Consider the following 18,412-nt stretch of genomic DNA (forward strand, 5'->3'; position numbering starts at 1 on the left):
ATGCCCGATGCACCCGCGGTTCATGCGCAGGGCATCGTCAAGCGCTTCGGTCCCACCGTCGCGCTCGACGATGTCCGCCTGACAGTCCAGCCCGGTGAGTCGCACGCCCTGGTCGGGCGCAACGGCGCCGGAAAGTCCACCCTCGTCAGCGTCATCACCGGACTCCACAAGCCGGACGCGGGGACGGTCACCTTCAGCGGTGAGCCCGCGCCCGCCTTCGGCGACACCATGGCCTGGCAGTCGAAGGTCGCCTGTGTCTACCAGAAGTCCATGGCCGTCCCCGATCTCACCGTGGCCGAGAACCTCTTCCTGAACAACTTCGGCATCGACCGCGGTGCGCGGGGCGGCCGCTGGATCAGCTGGTCCGGGCTGCGCAAGCGGGCCGCGGCGCTGCTCGCGGAGTACGGGGTGAACATCGACCCCAGTACCCGCGCGAAGGACCTCTCCGTCGAACAGGTGCAGTTCGTGGAGATCGCCCGCGCGCTGTCCTTCGGGGCCCGGCTGATCATCCTCGACGAACCCACCGCTCAGCTCGACGCACGGGGGATCCAGAGCCTGTTCACCAAGCTCAGGGACCTCCAGAGCCAGGGGGTGGCGTTCCTCTTCATCTCGCACCACCTCCAGGAGGTGTACGAGCTGTGCACCGCGGTCACGGTCTACCGCGACGCCCGGCACGTCCTGACGGCGCCCGTCGCCGAACTGGGCAAGGCCGATCTGGTCGCCGCCATGACCGGTGAGTCCGCGACGGGCCCGGTGGCCTGGCACGCGGCCTCCGGTGCCGGGCCGACGGCCGCGACCGGGACGGAGGAGCCCGTCCTGCGCACCGAAGGGCTCGCCGTCGACGGCGAGTTCGAGCCGCTGGACATCGAGGTGCACCCCGGTGAGGTGCTGGGTATCGCGGGCGCCGCGGCCAGTGGCAACACCGCGCTGGGGGAGACGCTCGTCGGTATGCGCAGGGCGACCTCCGGGCGGGTCTCGGTCCGGGGCCGCGAGGTCAGACCGGGCAGCGTGCCGCACGCCCTGAACGCGGGGATCGGCTACATCCCGGAGGACCGGCACCGCCAGGGTCTGGTCCTGGAGCGCAGCGTGGCGGAGAACGCCACCCTGACGGTCGCCGACCAGCTGGGGCCGTGGGGGACCGTACTCCCCTCCCGTACCCGGGAGTTCGCGAGGACGATGATCTCCTCGCTGGACATCAAGACCACCGGGCCCGACCAGAAGGTCTCCGGGCTCTCCGGCGGCAACCAGCAGAAGGTGGTGGTGGCCCGTGCGCTGGCCCGTAACCCCAGCACGCTGGTGGCGGTACGGCCGACGGCCGGCGTGGACATCAAGTCCAAGGACTCGCTCCTGGGCGTGGTGCGGCGGGTCGCCGACGAGGGCAACGCCGCCGTGATCATCTCCGACGAACTCGACGACCTGCGGGTGTGCGACCGGGTGGTCGCGCTCTTCCACGGGCGGGTGGTCGCCGAATACGACAGTGGGTGGACGGACGGGGAACTGGTCGCCGCCATGGAAGGTGTGGGGGAACGGGCATGACCGACACGATCCGGCCGGCAGCGGCCGAGGAGACCAAGGTCCAGGTGAGCCCGGTACGCGCCAGGCTGGCCCTGGTCCGCTGGAGCGATTTCTCGCTCGTGCCGGTGATCCTGGTGCTGATGGTGATCGGATTCATCGTCTCGCCGGTGTTCCTGACGTCCCAGAACCTGATCAACGTCATCCAGCAGTCCTCCGAACTCAGCCTGCTGGTGCTGGCCCAGGCCTTCATCCTGATCTGCGGGCGGATGGACCTGTCACTGGAGTCGACGATCGGTATCGCGCCGGTCATCGCGCTGTGGCTGGTGCTGCCCTCGTCGGGCGACCGGTTCACCGGTCTGGGGCTGCTGCCCGCCTGGACGGCGATTCCGCTCTGCCTGCTCGCGGGTCTCGCGATCGGCGCGTTCAACGGCTTCCTGATGCTCAAGCTGCGCGTCAACGGCTTCATCGCGACGCTGGGCATGCTGATGATGCTCCGCGGGCTGCACATCGGGATCACCGAGGGCAAGTCGATCATCGATGTCCCGGCCTCGTTCAGCTACCTGGGCAGGGCCTCCTGGCTCGGCGCCCCCGCCGCGGTCTGGATCTGCCTGGCGCTGTTCGCCATCGGCGGGGCCGCGCTGGCGTGGACCCGGCACGGCCGGTCGCTGTACGCGATCGGCGGCAACCCGGAGGCGGCCCGCGCGGCCGGTATCCGGGTGGACCGGGTCACCTGGATCGTGCTGGCGATCGGCGGGCTGCTCGCGGCCTTCGCCGGAATCCTCTACACCGGCCACTACGGTTCGGTCGGCGCCGCCCAGGGCAAGGACATGATCTTCCAGGTCATGGCGGCCGCGGTCATCGGCGGCATCGGGCTGAAGGGCGGCCGGGGCACCATCTTCGGCGCGCTCACCGGTGTGCTCGCCCTCCAGCTGGTGGTCAATGTGATGACGCTCGCCGGGGTGCCCGGCCAGTGGGAGACGTTCCTCAACGGCGCGATCATCATCATCGCGCTGATCGCCTCCCGCTTCGCGAGCGGTGAGGAGCAGGACTGACGGACGCGCCACCCCGGCCCGCCCCGGGACGTACACCCAGGGCGCGCCACCGGGACGCACTCGCAGTAGGGGCCCCCGGGGCCTGGCCATCGCGGCCCGGCCCCGGGGGCCCCGTACTCACAGGGTCGAGCGCAGCCACTGCTCGACGCTGGCGATGTGCACCGTGGCCCAGGACCGGGCGGCTTCGGCGTCCCGGTCCCTGAGCGCCGTCAGGATGGCGCGGTGCTCGTGGAGCGTACGGCTCACCGCGTCCTCCTGGGTCAGTCCCCGCCACACCCGGGCGCGGGTGGTGGGCCCGGAGAGGCTGTCGAGCAGCGAGCAGAGCACCGAGTTCCCCGAGCTCTGCACGATGCCCCGGTGGAACTCCAGGTCGCCGGCGACCAGTTCCTCCACGGAGGGCTGCGGGCCGAGCGCGTCCAGCTGGGCGCTGAGCGCCTCCAGCTCCTCCTCGCTGATCCGGTGCGCGGCCATCGCCGTCGCGGCAGGCTCCAGGATGCGGCGTACGGCCAGGAACTCCAGCACGGTGTCGTCCCGGTGGAAGTCCACGACGAAGCTCATCGCTTCGAGGAGCAGCTGGGGATCGAGACTGGTGACGTACGTGCCGTCGCCCTGCCGCACGTCGAGGATGCGGATCAGCGAGAGCGCGCGCACCGCCTCGCGCAGCGAGTTGCGCGAAAGGCCGAGATCCGCGGCGAGTTCGCTCTCCTTGGGCAGCCGGTCGCCTGGCCGCAGTGCGCCCGAGACGATCATTTCCTTGATCTTCTCGATGGCCTCGTCGGTCACAGCCATGGGAACCTCGCCTCAACAGACATCCGATGTATCTGCTGATTATGGCTCCTCCGGGGCCGCTCGCGCACGCGGGTCCGGGTAACCCGCAGGACCGGAGTGTGCAACACCTGTGCGAGCCGACATATTTCAGGGCTAAGATTTCAACCCTGTACGGCGTTGTGAGAGCGACAGGGAGGCTGCGGCGCATGGCCGGGAAGAAGGCGGCGGGGGCACATCAGGATGCTGTCGCGTCCATTGTGGGGGACTGGGCGAGGGAGCGTCCCGAGCTGGACACCGCGCCCCTGGAGGTCCTCGCGAGACTGCACCGCACCTTTCTCCGGTACAGCACCAGGCTCACCACCGCGATCGACCGGCACGGGCTCTCGGTGGCGGGCTTCGACGTACTGACCGCGCTGCGCAGGGCCGGTGCGCCCTACCGGCTGACGGCGGGCCAGCTCGCCGACTCGGGTCTGGTGTCGTCGGCCGGGGTGACGCTGCGGATCGACCGGCTGGAGAAGGACGGTCTGATCGTCCGGGAGCGCGACGCCGAGGACCGCCGCGTCGTCTACTCGCGCCTCACCGACGCCGGGCTCGCCAAGGTGGACGAGGTGTTCGCCGAGCATCTCGACAACGAACGCCGGATGCTCGGCGGCCTCACCCCCGCGGAGTGCCGTCAGCTGGCACGGTTGCTGTCCAGGCTGGAGCGGTCCATCACCGAATCGGACGTCGACGAGGCGGCACCGGACTCCGCGTCGGGCTGAGGGACCGGCCGGAGCAGCAGCCAGGTGCCGCACACCAGCGTCACCGCCTGGGTGGCGGCCAGCAGCGCGTAGCCGGCAGCGAATCCCCGGCCGCCGAGCAGCCCCATCACGGCGCCCATCGCCATCGGCATGAACGCCGAGACGAGATTGCCGATCCCGTTCACGACCCCGTAGGCGCTGCCGACGGCGCCGGCCGGCGCGGCCTGCTGCACCAGCGTCGGGATCGCCGGACCCTGTAGCCCCCAGAAGCCGTTGGCGAGCACCAGCCCGGTGGCGGCGAGCCAGGCGGAGTCCGCCCCGATGACCAGCAGGACGCAGCCCCCGGTCCCGATACTGCCGACGACGAACAGCAGCGGGAGACGGCGCGGGGGCAGCCGGTCCAGCAGCCAGCCGCCCAGAAAGCCGGAGGCGAGGCTCAGCAGGAACGGCAGGGCCGCCACCGCCCCCATCGCGGCCAGCGAGAAGTGGCGCTCCTGGAGCAGATACGACGGCAGCCAGGCGCTGCTGCCCCAGAGATACGCGAGCGTGGCGATCTCTATCAGCAGGATGCCCCCGAGCCGCGGTGTGCGCAGGGCCTGTCGGAGTGTCGCCCCGAAGGACCGCCGCCCCGTCGTCCCCGTCGTCCGCCGGGTGCCCCGTCCCCGGACGAACAGCGCGATCAGCGGCAGCCCCACCACGGCGTTCAGGGCGGCGAGCAGCAGGAACGAGCTGTGCCAGTCGAAGCGGTTGACGAGATACGTGATCAGCGGCAGCCCCACCGCGGTCCCCAGCGAGACCCCCATCGAGGTCACCGCGTTGGGCTTGCCCACCGCGCCGGGCGTGAAGTGCTCACTCACATACATCGTCTTGAGCGAGAACAGCGGTCCCTCCGCCATGCCGAGGAACGCCCGCAGCACGACCAGCACGACCGCGCCCAGTGCGTAGGGCGAGACCAGGGTGAGCACCGACCAGAGGGCGACGCTCAGCAGGAGGCCGCGGCGCACACCCAGCAGGGACTCGTACAGCGGGGTGAGGAAGAACGCGGCCAGCCCGTACCCCACGAGGAAGGCTGTCATCAGGGCGCCCTGCGCCACCCGGTCGCCGGTGATCCCGAAATGACCGGTGAAGGCCCGGTCGGTGATCAGCACCGACACATTGACCCGGTCGATGTACGAGATCAGCACGATGACCAGGAGACTCAGGACGCCCAGCCAGCGGCGGGTGATCACCGCGGCGCGCCCTGCGCCTCGGCCTCCGCCCGGTACATCCGGCGCAGCCGGACCACGCCCAGGTCGTGCTGGTACAGGTTCTCCCGCTGGTCGGCGTCGGCCGGCATGGCCTCCAGCATCACCCGGTCCTGTTCGAGGACCTCCCAGTGGCGCTTCTCGATCAGCGTCCGGTACAGGAAGCGCCAGCTGTCCCGCTGCCAGCCCTCGACCTTGCGGTAGCGCCAGAAGAAGACACCCGTACGGTTCTCGTCCACCGGGCAGACCATCCCGACGATGCCGAACGGGCCGCCGGGGCCCGCCGACGGCGGGTAGGGAATCGACAGGTCGACCCAGTCGACCCCGGTCCTGCACAGCTCGACCCAGTCGAAGTTGACACCGCGCTGGTCGGTCTTCTCGAAGAAGTAGCCGCGGTCCGTCTCCCGGATGCGGAACTTGGCCGTCGTGTCGCCGTCGAACATCGTGTGCGACTCGTGGTGCAGGAACGCGCCGTGCATCGGGTCGAGCAGGTTCTCCACCGCGTACCGCCAGGGGCCGTTCCACTCCGCGTAGCAGAGGAACGAGTCGGTGCCCGGGTCGGTGAGGGGCTCCGGCAGCGTCAGCGGCGCCGGTTCGGGGTGCTCGTCGTCGCCGAAGTACGCGAGCACCGCGCCGCCCACCTCGCGCACCGGCAGGCTCCTGACGAGTTTCCTGCCCTCCAGATTGCAGCCGGGCAGCCCCGGCACCGAGGAGACCGTGCCGTCGGTCTCGATCTCCAGGCCGTGGTACCAGCAGGCCACCCGGTCGCCCAGGTGCTTGCCCAGCGAGAGCGGCGCGCCCCGGTGCGGACAGCGGTCCGCGAGCATGCTCAGTGTCGAGTCGGAGCGGCGGAACAGCAGCCACTGCTCACCGAGCACGGTGACCTTGCGCATCGCGCCCGGTGCGACGAAGCGGGAGGGCACGACGGGGTGCCACTGGTTGCGCAGGCCGGTGGCGTAGATGTGGTCGGCGGTCAGAGTGGTCATGTCACGCTCCCAGTCGGTTGATCTCGTCGCGGAAGGACTGCTCGGTCCACGGGGCGCCGTCGGGGGAGTGCACCTGGCGGGCGTTGAGCCCCCGTACGACGTCGGCCAGTTCATGGCCCTCGTGGGTGAAGACCTCTTCGAGCGCCGAGGCCAGCCGGTACTCGTAGGGGGTGGGCTCATGGGTGCGTGACTGATGTACGTCCAGGTAGGGCCAGTCGGTGGTCACAGTGCCTCCAGGAGGGGTTCGGGGTTGCACGGCCTCCGCCGTGACAGGGGTCGTCAGAGGTCGAGTACGAGAGGTCCCGAGGCGCAGCGCGACACGCAGATCATCATGGTCGCGTTCGACGCGTGCTCGGTCTCGCTGAGGACGAAGTCCCGGTGGTCCGGGGTGCCTTCGAGCACCCGGGTCTCGCAGGTCCCGCAGATGCCGTCCCGGCAGGAGCTGCCGACGGGAATGCCCGCGGCCTCGACGGCCGCCAGTACGGTGGTACCGCTGCCGACCGCGACGGTGACGCCGGACGCCCGGCACTCCACGTCGAAGGCCGTGTCGTCCCCGGCCGGCTCGACGGCCGGTGCGGCGAACCGCTCCACCCGCAGCAGCCCGGCCGGGCAGACCGCCTCCACGGCGTTGAGCAGCGGCTCCGGCCCGCAGCAGTACACCAGCGTGCCGGGACCCACGCCGTCCAGTGCCGACGCCAGGTCGATGTGTCCCAGCTCGTCCTGCGGATGCCGGAGCACGTCCCCGCCGCCGAGCGCCGCCAGTTCGGAGCCGAACGCCATGGACGCCCGCGTCCGGCCGCCGTGCACCAGGGTGTACGGAACGGACCTGCGCGCGGCCTCCCGGGCCATCGGCAGGATCGGGGTGATGCCGATGCCGCCCGCGATGAAGACGTAGCGCTCCGCCCCGTCCAGCGCGAAGTGGTTCCTCGGCCCGGCGGCGGTGACCCGCTGGCCGGGGCGCAGCCGGGTGTGCACATACCGTGAACCGCCGCGCGAAGACGGCTCGTCGAGCACGCCGATGCGGTATCCGGACAGATCGTGCGGGTCCCCGCAGAGCGAGTACTGCCGGGTCAGCCCGCCGACCTCCAGATCGAGATGGGCACCGGGCTCCCAGGCCGGCAGCGGCTTGCCGTCCGGGTGGACGAGAACCACCGAGAGGACGCCGTCGGCCTCCAAAGTCATGGTGCGGACAAGAAGTTCGAGCCGGGGTTCGCTTGGCGCGTCCATGGTGGCCTCCCTACGCCGTGGGGATCGTGACGGGCGGGGTGAACGGGTTCTTCATCGGGCCGAGTTCGGCCAGGTCGACCTCGACGAGCACAGGGCCGCCGGACGCCACCGCGTGTTCGAGCACCGGGTGCGCGTGCTCCGCGGCCGCTATGCGGGCGTACGGGAGGCCGCAGGCGCGGGCCAGCTGCTCGAAGTCCGGGGTGGCCAGATCGACTCCGGACCGCCGCTCGCTGTAGCGGTCCTGCATATTGCGGAGCACGCCGTAGCCGCCGTCGTTGAACACGACCAGGGTCAGGGCCGGGCGCTCCTGGGCGAGGGTGAGCAGTTCGCCGAGGTGGACCGCGAGGCCGCCGTCGCCGGCCAGTACCACGGTGGGGGTGTCCGGCCGCGCGAGCGCCGCCCCGATGCCCATGCCGAGGCCCTGTCCGATGCCGCCGCCGCGCGGGAACACATTGGACCGGGGGTCGTACATCTCCAGCAGACGGTTGCCCCAGCTGCTGGACGCGATGGTGACATCGCGGGCGACGACCGCCTCGCGGGGCAGCACCGCCCGCAGCGCGTCACAGACCGCCGCCTGCGGCCCGATGGAGTCGTGCAGCAGGGCCCGTACCTCCTCGCGTACGGCGGTGACCCGCGCCGTCCAGTCCGGTTCCGCCCGGCGCGCGTACGGCAGGAGGGACTCCAGTACGTCGGCCGCGCGCCCGTGCAGGGCGTGGCGCGCCGGGTAGACGCGGCCCGGTGCGGCCGCGTCGACATCCAGCTGGATATGGGCCGCGGGCAGTTCGAGGGTGTAGTCGGCGGTCTCGTTGGACCGGAAGTGCGTGCCGACGGTGAGCAGGACGTCCGCGTCGGCGAGCAGGGCGCGCCCCGCGGGCGTGGTGGCGAAGTTGCCGATGACCGCCGGGTGGTCCTCCGGCACCGCTCCCCGCCCCGAGTTGGACGTCAGCAGGCCCGCGCCGGTCGCCGCGAGCAGCGCCGTGAGCTGCGGTCCAGCCCCGGTCGCCCCGCCGCCCGCCCAGATCAGCGGGCGCCGTGCGGATGCCAGCAGCGCGGCGGCGGCGGCGAGTTCGGCCGCTTCGGGCACCGGATGCGGGCCGTCGGCGGGCGCCGCGCCGGTGTCGGTCTGTGCCGCGTACTGGAGATCCACCGGCCACTCGACGCTGCCGGGCCCGCCCGGAGCGGTGAGCGCGGCGCGGGCCGCCTCGCGCAGCAGCCGGCCCGCGTCATCGGCCGATGTGACCGTCGCGGCGTACGCGGAGACCGCACGCAGCATCGAGAGCTGGTCCTTGGTCTCATGGATGAAGCCGCGACCGCTGCCCAGGTAGGCGCTGTCGATCTGCCCGGTGACGTGCAGGACCGCCGTGCCCGAGCTGAGCGACTCGATGAGCGAGCCGGCCGCGTTGCCCGCCCCGGTGCCCGTGGAGGTGAGCGCGCAGCCGATCGAGCCGCGCGCCCTGCCGTAGGCGTCGGCGGCGCTGACGGCGGTGGCCTCGTGCCGCACGGGCACGAAGCGCAGCTCCCGGTCGACGGCCTCGACCAGCGGCAGATTGTGCACGCTGACGATGCCGAAGACCGTGCCGATGCCGAGTTCACGCAGGACGGCGACGAGGAGATCGCCTCCGGTGGTGTAACGCATGGTGGTCTCCTCAGAGGATGGAGCGGCCGACGCCGCCGCAGACGTCGATGCCGGTGCCGGTGATGTACGAGGCGCGGGGCGAGAGCAGGGACACCACCGCGTAGGCGACCTCATCGGCGCGGCCGAGCCGGCCGAGCGAGACCCCGCGGTCGGCGGCCAGCTCCGCCTGCCACCGCTCGTACGGCAGCGAGGTGCCGGACGCCGCGTGGCGGCGGGTCCACTGCCCGGTGTCGACCAGGCCCAGGCAGACCGAGTTGACCCGGATGCCGTCCGGGGCCAGCTCCTGTGAAAGGGACTTGGAGAGGTTGAGGATCCCGGCGCGGGCGGCGCTGGTGGTGATGAGCCGGGGTTCGGGCTGTTTGGCGAGTACCGCGTTGATGTTGACGACCGAGGCGACCGGCGAGGCACGCAGCAGGGCGAGCCCCGCGTGCAGCGGGTTGAGGACGCCGGCGAACTTCAGCTCCAGCTCGTCCCGCCAGTCCTCCGCCGTGCTCTCGGCGAAGTTCTTCATCCGCGACTGGCCGGCGTTGTTGACGAGTCCGTCCAGCGCGCCGAAGTGCTCCGCCGTGCGCTCGGTGAAGCGGCGGACCGCTCCGGCGTCCCGGACGTCGCAGACTCCGGTGAGCAGCCGGTCGCCGCCCGCGCCGAGACCGGCGGCAGCCGCGGCGAGCCGGTCCGCGTCGCGGCCGCAGGTGGCGACGTTGGCGCCTTCGTCGAGCAGGGCGCGGACCGTGGCCAGGCCGACGCCCGAGCTGCCGCCGGTCACCAGTACGGTGCGGTCGGCGAGGCCCAGATCCATATCAGTTGCTCCGATGGTCAGTTCATGGTGAAGCCGCCGTTGACGGCGATCACCTGTCCGGTGAGATAACGGGACTCGGCGCCCAGCAGGTACGAGACGAGCCCCAGCAGGTCGTCGGGGCGCTGCGGGCGTGAGATGGCCCGGTTGGCGCGGTACAGCTCATGGCGCTCGGCCGGTACGGACTCGGTGGCCTCGCCCTCGGTGATGCCGGGCGCCACCGCGTTCACGGTGATGCCCCGGTCGCCGAGTTCCCGGGCCATCGCCCGGGTGAGCGCGATCACGGCGCCCTTGGACGTGACGTAGTGGGCGAGCCGTACGGAGCCGTACAGCGCGGCGTCGGACGCGAGATGGACGATGCGACCGCCGTCGCCGTGCGCCAGCAGCTGGGGCAGCAGCGCACGGGAGACCAGCCAGGGGGAGCGGGCGTTGACGGCCATCAGCCGGTCCCACTCCGCGACGGTGATGTCCTGGAACTCCTTGCCGCCCACGCCGTTGGCGAGCGCCGCGTTGTTGACGAGACCGTGCAGCGGGCCGAGCCCGGCGACGGCCGACGCGAGGGCGTCGACCGATGCGGGGTCCGCCACGTCGCACTGGACGAAGTGGGCGTCCAGGCCCTCGTCGCGCAGCGCGCGGGCCGCCGATTCGCCGCGTTCCCGGTCCAGTTCGGCGACCACGGTGCGGAAGCCGTCCTGGCCCGCCCGGCGGGCCATGGCCAGTCCGAGGCCACGGCCGGCGCCGGTGATGACGACAGTGCGCATCAGTCGCGGGTCACGCCGTGCATCGGCGAGTGCTCGGGGTAGGTCGGGACCTGCGGCTTCTGCGTGCCGATGACGACGCAGAACAGCGCGTCGGTGTCGCCCTCGTTCTTCAGCGAACGCGCCACGCCCGCCGGGACCATGATCATGTCGCGGTAGCCGAGCGTGCGGTACTCCGCCTCGCTGTCACCGCGGTGGATCCCGACGCGCACCTTGCCCTCCAGGACGAAGAAGGCCTCCTCGACGTCGTGGTGGGTGTGCTCGGGGCCCTCGGCGCCCGGCGGCAGCAGCATGTTGGAGAAGGTGAAGCCGCCGGACGGCAGGATCCGGTTGTCACCGTCGTGGTTGCCGGTCGCGCCGGAGCCGACGTAGCGGATCTGCGCGCGCCGGTACTGGTCACCGGCCTTGGCCTGGAACGCCAGGGTGTCCCAGTCGGGCTCGCGGGAGTCCTTCGTGGCGATCAGGGAGTCGGTGTAGCCGGCGAGGTCGCCGCCGTTGTCGTACTCGGTGGTGGTGACGGGCATGACGTGCTCCTTCTCGGTGCGGGTGCTGCTCGGGCGGGTGCTGCTGGGGTGGTTCATTCGGGGATCTGTGCGGTGATACGGAGGTGGGAGAGGACCCAGGCGTTGAAGGCCCGGGGCTGCTCCTGGTTGGCCAGGTGACCGGCGTCCTTGACGATCACGTAGGCGGACTTGTGGAGGGAGCCCGCGATGAGCTGGCTCGCCTCGACGCCGGTGACCCGGTCCTGGTCGCCGCAGATGACCAGGGCGGGGGCGGTGATCCCGGCGAGTTCCGTACGGAGGTCGGCTGCGGCCATCGCCTCCGCGGCGTAGCCGTAGCCGGGCAGCCGGACGGCGCCGGCCATGGTGTCGACGACCCGCCGCACCAGCTCCGGGGGCGCCGCCGCGGAGACGAGCCGCGGTCCGCGCTGCTCGGCGAAGGCCCGCGGCCCGGCGGCTTCCAGCTCGGCCGCCCGTCCGCGCATCGCCGCCGCCTTCGCCGGGTCGGTGCCCGAACCGGCGCTGGAGTCGGCGACGATCAGCGAGGCGACCAGCCCGGGGTGGCGGGCGGCCAGCCGCAGTGCGATGACCCCGCCCCAGGAGACGCCCAGCACATGGGCGCTGCCGCCGCGCTCCTCGATGAGCGCCGCCGCCGCGTCCGCGTAGCCGTCGAGCGTCAGCGGGCCCGGCGGGTCGGGGGACGCCGCGTAGCCGGGCGCGTCCCAGGCCACCACCCGGACGTACGCGGAGAGTTCCGCGAGCTGCGGGGCGAAGGCGGCGGACGACGAGCCGATGCCGTGCAGGCAGAGCAGCAGCGGCCCCGCGGTCCCGGCCTCCGTCACCCGCGGGCCGGCCGCCGGTGCGGCGGTCACAGGATCTGCCCCGTCCGCCCGGCGAGGGCCGCGATGCTGCGCAGCACCGCGTACGGCACGATCCGGCTGGTGGCGGGGTTGCCGGGGTCCGGCAGATGCGCGACCTCGAAGCGGTAGGTCCCCTGCGGGCCGTCGGCCTCGATGAGATGACGGGTACGGTCGGCGCCCGGGTCGGCGACCACCCTGACCCGTACGGAGTCCGGGTCCCCGACGGCGAGGGCCACCGAAGCGGCCACATTCGTCGACTTGGGGAATTTCACCGGGATGTCGCGTGAGGTGCCCGACATGACCTCGACCGGACCGGTCGCCGTCCGCATCCGGGTCAGCAACTCCTCGTCCATCCAGGGCTGTTCGAGGGTCGACGGCAGTTTGGTGGTGGTCAGCCGTATGTCGTGCAGCGGCCCGAGGCCCCGGGCCGCCTGGAGCAGGTCGAGACCCCCGACGGCGCCCGATGTGAAGTACACCCGGCCAGGACCGGCGGCCAGCAGCCGCTTCGCCAGTTCCTCGTCGGTGAGCGCCCCGGTCGACGCGATCAGCAGATCGGTCCCGGACCGCAGGATGCGCTCGGCCCACTCCCGTACGACGCCCTGGCCCGCCGCCTCCACGATCAGATCGCAGCGCTCCAGGGCCTCTTCGAACGTCAGCTGCGGGGCGGGCGCTTCGCCGATCGCGCGGTTGTCCACCACACAGACCAGTTCGGCGCCTTCGACGGCGCCTGCGGCGAGTGCGGTGCCCACGGTGCGGCCGATGGCGCCCCAGCCGACGAGTCCCACGCTGCGGGTCATACCGGAATCTCCTCGGTGTCGGTGTCGGTGTCGGTGTCGGTGTCGCTGTCGCTGTGGGTCGTTGCTGTGCCGGCGTCGGCACAGGGGGTTGCGGGGGCCGCCGGGGCGGCGAGCGGACCGGGGTCGGGGATGCCCGCCATCCGGTCGCGGATCTCCGCCGACGGCGGCCCGGCCGTTCCCCAGAGATCGGACAGCTCGGGGGTCCGCCGCCAGACCCGGGCGATCCAGGCGTCCTCCACGATCTGCGCGACCTCCGACGTGTACTCGCAGACGAGCCCCGACGGGTCGGTGAAGTACGAGAAGGTGTTGTCGCCCGGACCGTGCCGGCCGGGGCCCCACTGCGGGACGATGCCGTGGTGACGCAGGCGGCCGAGCCCGCGCATGAAGTGGTCGACCGAACTCATCTCGTACGCCACGTGGTTGAGCGAGGCCCACTCGGCCTGGTTGAAGGCGATGCAGTGGTGGTCGGCGTTGCACCGCAGGAACGCCATCTGGTGCTCGGACCAGTCGGAGACCCGCAGGCCGAGTACGTCGCGGTAGAAGGCGACCGAGGCGTCGATGTCGGTGGTGTTGAGCACGGTGTGGGTGACGCCGACCGGCACCGAGCCGTCCCGGCCGCGCGGTGCGACCGCCTCGACCTCGGCGCTTATCTCGATCAGCCGGTGCTCGGGGTCGGTGAAGCGCAGCCCGTAGCCGCCGCCCACCTGGTCGAGCGGTCCTGGGCCCGCGACCGGGGTGATGCCCCGGGCGAGCAGCCGCCGTGCGGCCTCGTCCACATCGGCCGGTGTCGCCACGGCGAAGGCGATCCGGCCGAGGCCGGTGCGGTCGGCGCGGGTGAGGTGCAGGACGTGGTGCTCGGTTCCGGTGCCGCGCAGCCAGCGCGCACCGGGGCCGGACTCGACGCTCTCCAGGCCCCAGACCTCCTGGTAGAAGTCGGCGGTCTCGGAGAAGGCGGGGGTGAACAGCTCGACGCTGCGCAGCGACCGCAGCCGGGCGATGGGGGGTTGGGGCATGACTGTCTCCAGACGGGCTGTGACGACCGGGCGACTACGGGGCGGCCCAGGGCAGGGGGGCGTCCGACGTGCCCCAGTACAGGGACTTCTGGCGCTGGTAGGCGCGGATGCCGTCGCGGCTCTTCTCCCGCCCGAGACCGCTGTCCTTGAGGCCGCCGAAGGGGGTGGCGATGCTGAACTGCTTGTAGGTGTTGATCCAGACGGTGCCGGCCTCGACCCGGCGGGCGATCCGCCAGGCCGCCCGGTGATCACGGGTCCAGATGCCGCAGGCCAGGCCGTACACCGAGGCGTTGGCCCGCCGGACGAGATCGTCCTCGTCGTCGAACGGCAGCGCGGCGAGCACCGGTCCGAAGATCTCCTCCTGGCAGGTGCGCGAGGAGTTGTCCAGGCCGTCCAGGACGGTCGGCAGATAGTAGGCGCCGTCCCGGTACTCGTCGCCCGGCGGCACCGAGCCGCCGCAGAGCACCCGGGCCCCCTCGGTACGCGCCAGGTCGACCCTGGCCGCCACCGCGTCCCGGTGCCGGTGGTGCACCAGCGGACCGACCTGGGTGTCCGGCGCGCTACCGGGGCCGACCCGCAGCTTCCGGGTGCGCTCTACCAGTTCACCGACGAAGGCGTCGTAGATCTCACGCGCCACGAAGAGCCGCGAACCGGCGATGCAGGACTGGCCGCTGGAGGAGAAGACGCCGAACATCACTCCGGCCAGGGCCTGTTCGATGTCGGCGTCGGCGAGCACGATGGTCGGTGACTTGCCGCCCAGCTCCAGCGAGACGGGCATGATCTTCTCGGCCGCGGCGTGCGCGATCGTCCGTCCGGTGTCCGTACCGCCGGTGAAACTGACCTTTCCGATACGCGGATGGCGCACGATGGCGTCGCCCACGACGCTGCCGCGCCCGGGGAGCACCGACAGGAGCCCGGCGGGCAGCGAGAGTTCGTCCAGGGCGCGGCTGATCAGCCGGCCCAGCGCGAGGGAGACCAGCGGGGTCCACTCGGCGGGCTTCAGCAGGACCGCGTTGCCCCCGGCGAGGGCGGGCGCGAGCTTCTGCGCGTCGCTGGCCACCGGGGAGTTCCAGGGGTTGATCGCGCCGATGACACCGATCGGCTCGAAGGTGCTCATCGTGAGGTAGTCGCCGCGCGAGGGGGTGATCGCCTCCTCGGCGGTCTCCAGCGCGGCGGCCGTGTACCGGAAGGTCCCGGCCGCGCTGGCCACCAGGGCGCGCGTCTCGGTGAGGGCCTTGCCCGTGTCGGCGGTCTGGAGCGCCGCGAGGTGTTCCGCCGCGCCCTCGGTCAGCTCGGCGATCCGGTGCAGCAGCCGGGCGCGCTGATGCGGGAGGAGCGCGCGCCAGGCCGGGTCGGCGGCGGCGCGGGCGGCGCCTTCGGCGGCCTCGTCGACCTCCGCCGGGGTCACGGCGTGCACGGTGGCGAGCACCCGGCCGGTGGCCGGGTCGACGGTCTCGGCCGGGGCACCGGCGCCGCGGCGCCACACGCCGGCCACGAGCGCTTCGTCGGGTACTTCGGCAGCAGGGGACCGGGTCATACGGGAGCCTCCTGGCTGGACGGGGTTGAGTGGGGGCTGGTTTGGGTGAGGGCTAGAAATCTAAGGGCTTAAATATCTCAACGCAACCCCCTAATTGTTTGGTGATTTACCTGTGCAGACCCTTGACGCCGTCCGGTATGCAGGCGATACAACTTAAGCCCTAAGAAACTTTGGCCTAACGCGCTTCGCAGTCCGGGTTGCGGACAACCCCTGTGGGACATCGCGTTCTTCTCGCCTCGCCCTCGCCCCTCAGCCGTGGAGTCGGAGGACCCTGCATATGACGATCGACGCTTCAGCGGACCGAGCCGTCCGGGCGGCCGTCGCCGCCCGTTTCGAACGGCTCCCGATGAGCCGCTGGCATGTCACCGTCCGGCTCATCGTGGGCGCCGTCACCTTCTTCGAGGCGTTCGACCAGCTGCTGATCGCGTACGCGATGCCCCAGCTGCGCCACGAGTGGCATCTGACCGACTCCGCCTCCACCTGGCTGCTCACCGTCGGCTCCGTCGGGATGCTGATCGGGGCGGTGCTCTCCGGCCGGCTCGCCGACCGCATCGGCCGGGTCAAGGTCATCGCGCTGTGCGTGGCCGTCTCCAGCGTCGCCAACCTCGCCCTGGCCGCGACCACGTCGCCCGGCTCCTTCATGGCGGTGCGGTTCGTCCAGGGACTGGCCATCGGCGGCGAGGTCCCGGTGGCCGCCACCTTCATCGCCGAGATCACCCGCAGCCACCGGCGTGGGCGGTTCGTCCTGCTCTACGAACTGGTCTTCCCGGCCGGGCTCACCGTGGGCGCGCTGGTCGCCGCCTGGGTGGTGCCGCTGCTCGGCTGGCGCTGGATGTATGTGCTGGCCGCCGTGCCCGGGGTGCTCTGCGTCCTGGTGCAGCGATCCGTACCGGAGTCCCCGCGCTGGCTCGCCGAACACGGCAGGGTCCAGGAGGCGGCCGATGTGATGACCAGGATCGAGACCGAGGTCCAGCGCGCCACCGGGAAACCCCTGCCACCCGTCACCGACCCGCCGGCGGACGAGGCGGGCCCGGCGCCCGAAGCGGCCCCGGAAGCCGGGGCGAGCGGTCTGCGCGGGCTGTTCACCGGCCGCTACCGCCGCCGCACCCTGGTGATCGGCGCCCTCTGGTTCACCGGCTACTTCGTCAACTACGGCATCACGTCCTGGCTGCCGACGATCTACCAGAACCGCTACGGCCTCTCGCTCTCCGACGCGCTCCTCTACTCGACCGTCACGGCCTGCGCGGGACTCGCGGGCTGTCTGGCCGCGGCCCTCACCGTGGACAGGGCAGGACGCCGGCGCGTCATCACGGTGTGTCTCACGGGAGCCGCCGTGATGCTCCTGGTACTCGCGTACCTCGGCGCCGGGACCCCGGTCCAGGTGCTGGTGTGGACCTCGCTCGCCGCGGTCTTCTTCTTCGGCTCCAACATCTGCCTCTACCTCTACACACCCGAACTCTTCCCGACCCGGATGCGGGCCCTGGGCAGCAGCGTGGGCGGTGCGATGAACCGGCTCGGTGTGATCCTCGGCCCCATCGCCGTCGGCATGGTGTACGCCGGGGGGCATGTCCCCCCGGTCTTCGTGGTGCTGGGAGCGGTGGCCCTGGCGGGCGCCGCCGTCGCGGTGGTCGGCGCGGAGGAGACGGCGGGGCGGCGCCTGGAGGAGGTCTCGCCCTGAGCCGCCGCCGTGAACCGAACCGGCCGTGAACCGAATCGGCCGTGAACCGAATCGGCCGTGAACCGAACCACGGGCACTGGAAATGGTCGGCCGGTCACCGGTCAAGGCTGAGCGGAAGCTCGCGATGCGCGCTCACGGCGCCGGGGCCGGACCCGCACGTCGTGGAACCCCCCTGGTGGTGATGGCCTGTCAGGTGGCCATGTACCACCGTGAACGCGCCGCCGCACGCCATGCGCGCGCTCCGCCAATCGGTTGACGACGCGTCAATTCCCTTGGTAGAGGCGTCACTCCGATGGGTTAATGCGGGTGTCTACATCATGGGGCGATGGTCCATCGAGTCGCCGCGGACCAGCCTCCCTCCCGGGACTGGCCTCATCCCGTCCGGACGGGTCTCCGCACATCCCCATCTGCCAGCGGCCGGACGTGTTGGCCTGGGCCGGTTCGGGACGCCCGTGGATCGGGACACCCAGTCGCTGCTCGGAGAAGACTTCCGAGTGAGGAGGAACCCCTCATGCCCATCAGTCCCAACCAAGGCTCCACCAGCGGCGGAACAACCGTCACTATCACCGGCGTGAACCTGTCCGGTGCCACCGCCGTCCACTTCGGGTCCCGGACAGCCACGATCACCGCGAACACCCCGACCGCGATCACCGCCATCGACCCCGCGGGCTGCGGTGTCGTCGACGTCAACGTGACGACCGCGGGAGGGACGAGCAACTCGCTCTCCTTCTTCTACATCAGCCCGCCGATCGCGGTGTCCGTGGACCCGGGCTCCGGTCCGACGGCGGGCGGCAACACGGTCACCATCAACGGCTACGGACTCTCCACTGCCACCACCGTGTCCTTCGGCCCCAACAGCGTGACCCCGACGGTCGTCTCGGACAGCCGGCTGTCGGTGGTCGTTCCGGCCGGCAGCTCAGGTGGCTCCGTCGACGTCGCCGTCACCACCACCGGGGGCACGACCGCTCCGCTCACCTACGCCTACCTCGACGCGCCGACACCGGTCTCGCTCACACCCACCTCGGGGCCGGCCTCCGGCGGTACCTCGGTGACCGTCAACGGCACCGGCCTGGCATCCACCACGGCCGTCACCTTCGGCGGTACCGCCGCGTCCTTCGCAGTGCTGAACAGCACCACGCTGGTGGCTGTCACACCGCCCGGCACCACAGGTCCCGTCGATGTCGTCGTGACCACCGGGGGCGGTAGCGCCACCCTCAGCGACGGATTCACCTACGTGTCCGGTCCCGGTATCTGACGGAGTATCGGACGCACGGCTGTGCACAGCTCCGCTCCGGTCACCGGTCT

Annotated in this window: 18 protein-coding genes; 5 read left to right on the top strand and 13 right to left on the bottom strand. The window is 71.6% G+C overall.

Annotated features, from left to right (window positions below; genetic code table 11):
- Together OG385_RS27520 and OG385_RS27525 are read left to right on the top strand one after the other, a co-directional pair.
- Positions 1 to 1,536, top strand: coding sequence for a sugar ABC transporter ATP-binding protein (locus OG385_RS27520; RefSeq protein ID WP_266858641.1), 1,536 nt, complete (start codon positions 1 to 3; stop codon positions 1,534 to 1,536).
- Positions 1,533 to 2,567 carry an ABC transporter permease gene (locus OG385_RS27525; protein WP_266858643.1) on the top strand — a complete coding sequence of 345 codons (1,035 nt, stop codon included), beginning with the start codon at positions 1,533 to 1,535 and terminating at the stop codon, positions 2,565 to 2,567. The genes OG385_RS27520 and OG385_RS27525 overlap by 4 nt, the downstream gene beginning before the upstream one ends.
- A 117-nt stretch (positions 2,568 to 2,684) precedes the next feature.
- On the opposite strand, the gene OG385_RS27530 is transcribed toward OG385_RS27525, so the two are convergent.
- On the bottom strand, positions 2,685 to 3,356 hold the full coding sequence (locus OG385_RS27530) for a FadR/GntR family transcriptional regulator (RefSeq protein ID WP_266858645.1): 672 nt from the start codon (positions 3,354 to 3,356) through the stop codon (positions 2,685 to 2,687).
- A gap of 185 nt (positions 3,357 to 3,541) precedes the next feature.
- Here OG385_RS27530 and OG385_RS27535 point away from each other — a divergent pair, with 185 nt between their 5' ends.
- Positions 3,542 to 4,096 carry a MarR family winged helix-turn-helix transcriptional regulator gene (locus OG385_RS27535; protein ID WP_266858646.1) on the top strand — a complete coding sequence of 185 codons (555 nt, stop codon included), beginning with the start codon at positions 3,542 to 3,544 and terminating at the stop codon, positions 4,094 to 4,096.
- On the opposite strand, the gene OG385_RS27540 is transcribed toward OG385_RS27535, so the two are convergent.
- The 12 genes from OG385_RS27540 to OG385_RS27595 are packed head-to-tail and all read right to left on the bottom strand — an operon-like array spanning position 4,009 to position 15,429.
- Positions 4,009 to 5,304, bottom strand: a complete 1,296-nt coding sequence (locus tag OG385_RS27540) for an MFS transporter (RefSeq protein ID WP_266858648.1) — start codon at positions 5,302 to 5,304, stop codon at positions 4,009 to 4,011. The two genes, OG385_RS27535 and OG385_RS27540, sit on opposite strands and share 88 nt — an antisense overlap.
- Positions 5,301 to 6,305 (bottom strand): aromatic ring-hydroxylating dioxygenase subunit alpha, encoded by a 1,005-nt coding sequence (locus OG385_RS27545; protein WP_266858650.1) that lies wholly within the window; start codon positions 6,303 to 6,305, stop codon positions 5,301 to 5,303. The genes OG385_RS27540 and OG385_RS27545 overlap by 4 nt, the downstream gene beginning before the upstream one ends.
- 1 nt (position 6,306) lies before the next feature.
- Positions 6,307 to 6,531: a recombinase-like helix-turn-helix domain-containing protein gene (locus OG385_RS27550; protein ID WP_266858651.1), complete on the bottom strand. Its 225-nt coding sequence runs from the start codon at positions 6,529 to 6,531 to the stop codon at positions 6,307 to 6,309.
- Between the two features lie 53 nt (positions 6,532 to 6,584).
- Positions 6,585 to 7,532: a PDR/VanB family oxidoreductase gene (locus OG385_RS27555; protein ID WP_266858653.1), complete on the bottom strand. Its 948-nt coding sequence runs from the start codon at positions 7,530 to 7,532 to the stop codon at positions 6,585 to 6,587.
- A gap of 10 nt (positions 7,533 to 7,542) precedes the next feature.
- A complete protein-coding gene (locus OG385_RS27560) occupies positions 7,543 to 9,168 on the bottom strand; it encodes a thiamine pyrophosphate-binding protein (protein ID WP_266858655.1) in 1,626 nt (541 codons plus the stop codon).
- 10 nt (positions 9,169 to 9,178) lie between these two features.
- Complete coding sequence (locus tag OG385_RS27565; RefSeq protein ID WP_266858656.1) at positions 9,179 to 9,967, bottom strand: SDR family oxidoreductase; 789 nt, start codon at positions 9,965 to 9,967, stop codon at positions 9,179 to 9,181.
- A gap of 17 nt (positions 9,968 to 9,984) precedes the next feature.
- Positions 9,985 to 10,725 carry an SDR family oxidoreductase gene (locus OG385_RS27570; RefSeq protein WP_266858658.1) on the bottom strand — a complete coding sequence of 247 codons (741 nt, stop codon included), beginning with the start codon at positions 10,723 to 10,725 and terminating at the stop codon, positions 9,985 to 9,987.
- Positions 10,725 to 11,246, bottom strand: a complete 522-nt coding sequence (locus tag OG385_RS27575; protein WP_266858660.1) for a cupin domain-containing protein — start codon at positions 11,244 to 11,246, stop codon at positions 10,725 to 10,727. The genes OG385_RS27570 and OG385_RS27575 overlap by 1 nt, the downstream gene beginning before the upstream one ends.
- Before the next feature lie 53 nt (positions 11,247 to 11,299).
- The gene (locus OG385_RS27580) at positions 11,300 to 12,094 is read right to left on the bottom strand and encodes an alpha/beta fold hydrolase (protein ID WP_266858663.1); all 795 of its coding nucleotides are present in this window, start codon (positions 12,092 to 12,094) and stop codon (positions 11,300 to 11,302) included.
- Complete coding sequence (locus OG385_RS27585; protein WP_266858665.1) at positions 12,091 to 12,879, bottom strand: aspartate dehydrogenase domain-containing protein; 789 nt, start codon at positions 12,877 to 12,879, stop codon at positions 12,091 to 12,093. Before OG385_RS27585 ends, OG385_RS27580 begins: the two co-directional genes overlap by 4 nt.
- Positions 12,876 to 13,892 carry a VOC family protein gene (locus OG385_RS27590; protein ID WP_266858667.1) on the bottom strand — a complete coding sequence of 339 codons (1,017 nt, stop codon included), beginning with the start codon at positions 13,890 to 13,892 and terminating at the stop codon, positions 12,876 to 12,878. Before OG385_RS27590 ends, OG385_RS27585 begins: the two co-directional genes overlap by 4 nt.
- A 34-nt stretch (positions 13,893 to 13,926) precedes the next feature.
- Positions 13,927 to 15,429 carry an aldehyde dehydrogenase family protein gene (locus OG385_RS27595; protein ID WP_266858669.1) on the bottom strand — a complete coding sequence of 501 codons (1,503 nt, stop codon included), beginning with the start codon at positions 15,427 to 15,429 and terminating at the stop codon, positions 13,927 to 13,929.
- Positions 15,430 to 15,706: 277 nt separating this feature from the next.
- Between OG385_RS27595 and OG385_RS27600 the strand changes: the two genes are divergently transcribed.
- Positions 15,707 to 17,107 (top strand): MFS transporter, encoded by a 1,401-nt coding sequence (locus OG385_RS27600; protein ID WP_266858671.1) that lies wholly within the window; start codon positions 15,707 to 15,709, stop codon positions 17,105 to 17,107.
- Between the two features lie 511 nt (positions 17,108 to 17,618).
- Positions 17,619 to 18,362 (top strand): IPT/TIG domain-containing protein, encoded by a 744-nt coding sequence (locus tag OG385_RS27605; RefSeq protein ID WP_266858673.1) that lies wholly within the window; start codon positions 17,619 to 17,621, stop codon positions 18,360 to 18,362.
- Positions 18,363 to 18,412 lie beyond the last annotated feature (50 nt).

Origin of the sequence: Streptomyces sp. NBC_01306, assembly GCF_026340465.1 — a bacterium.
GTDB lineage: Bacteria > Actinomycetota > Actinomycetes > Streptomycetales > Streptomycetaceae > Streptomyces.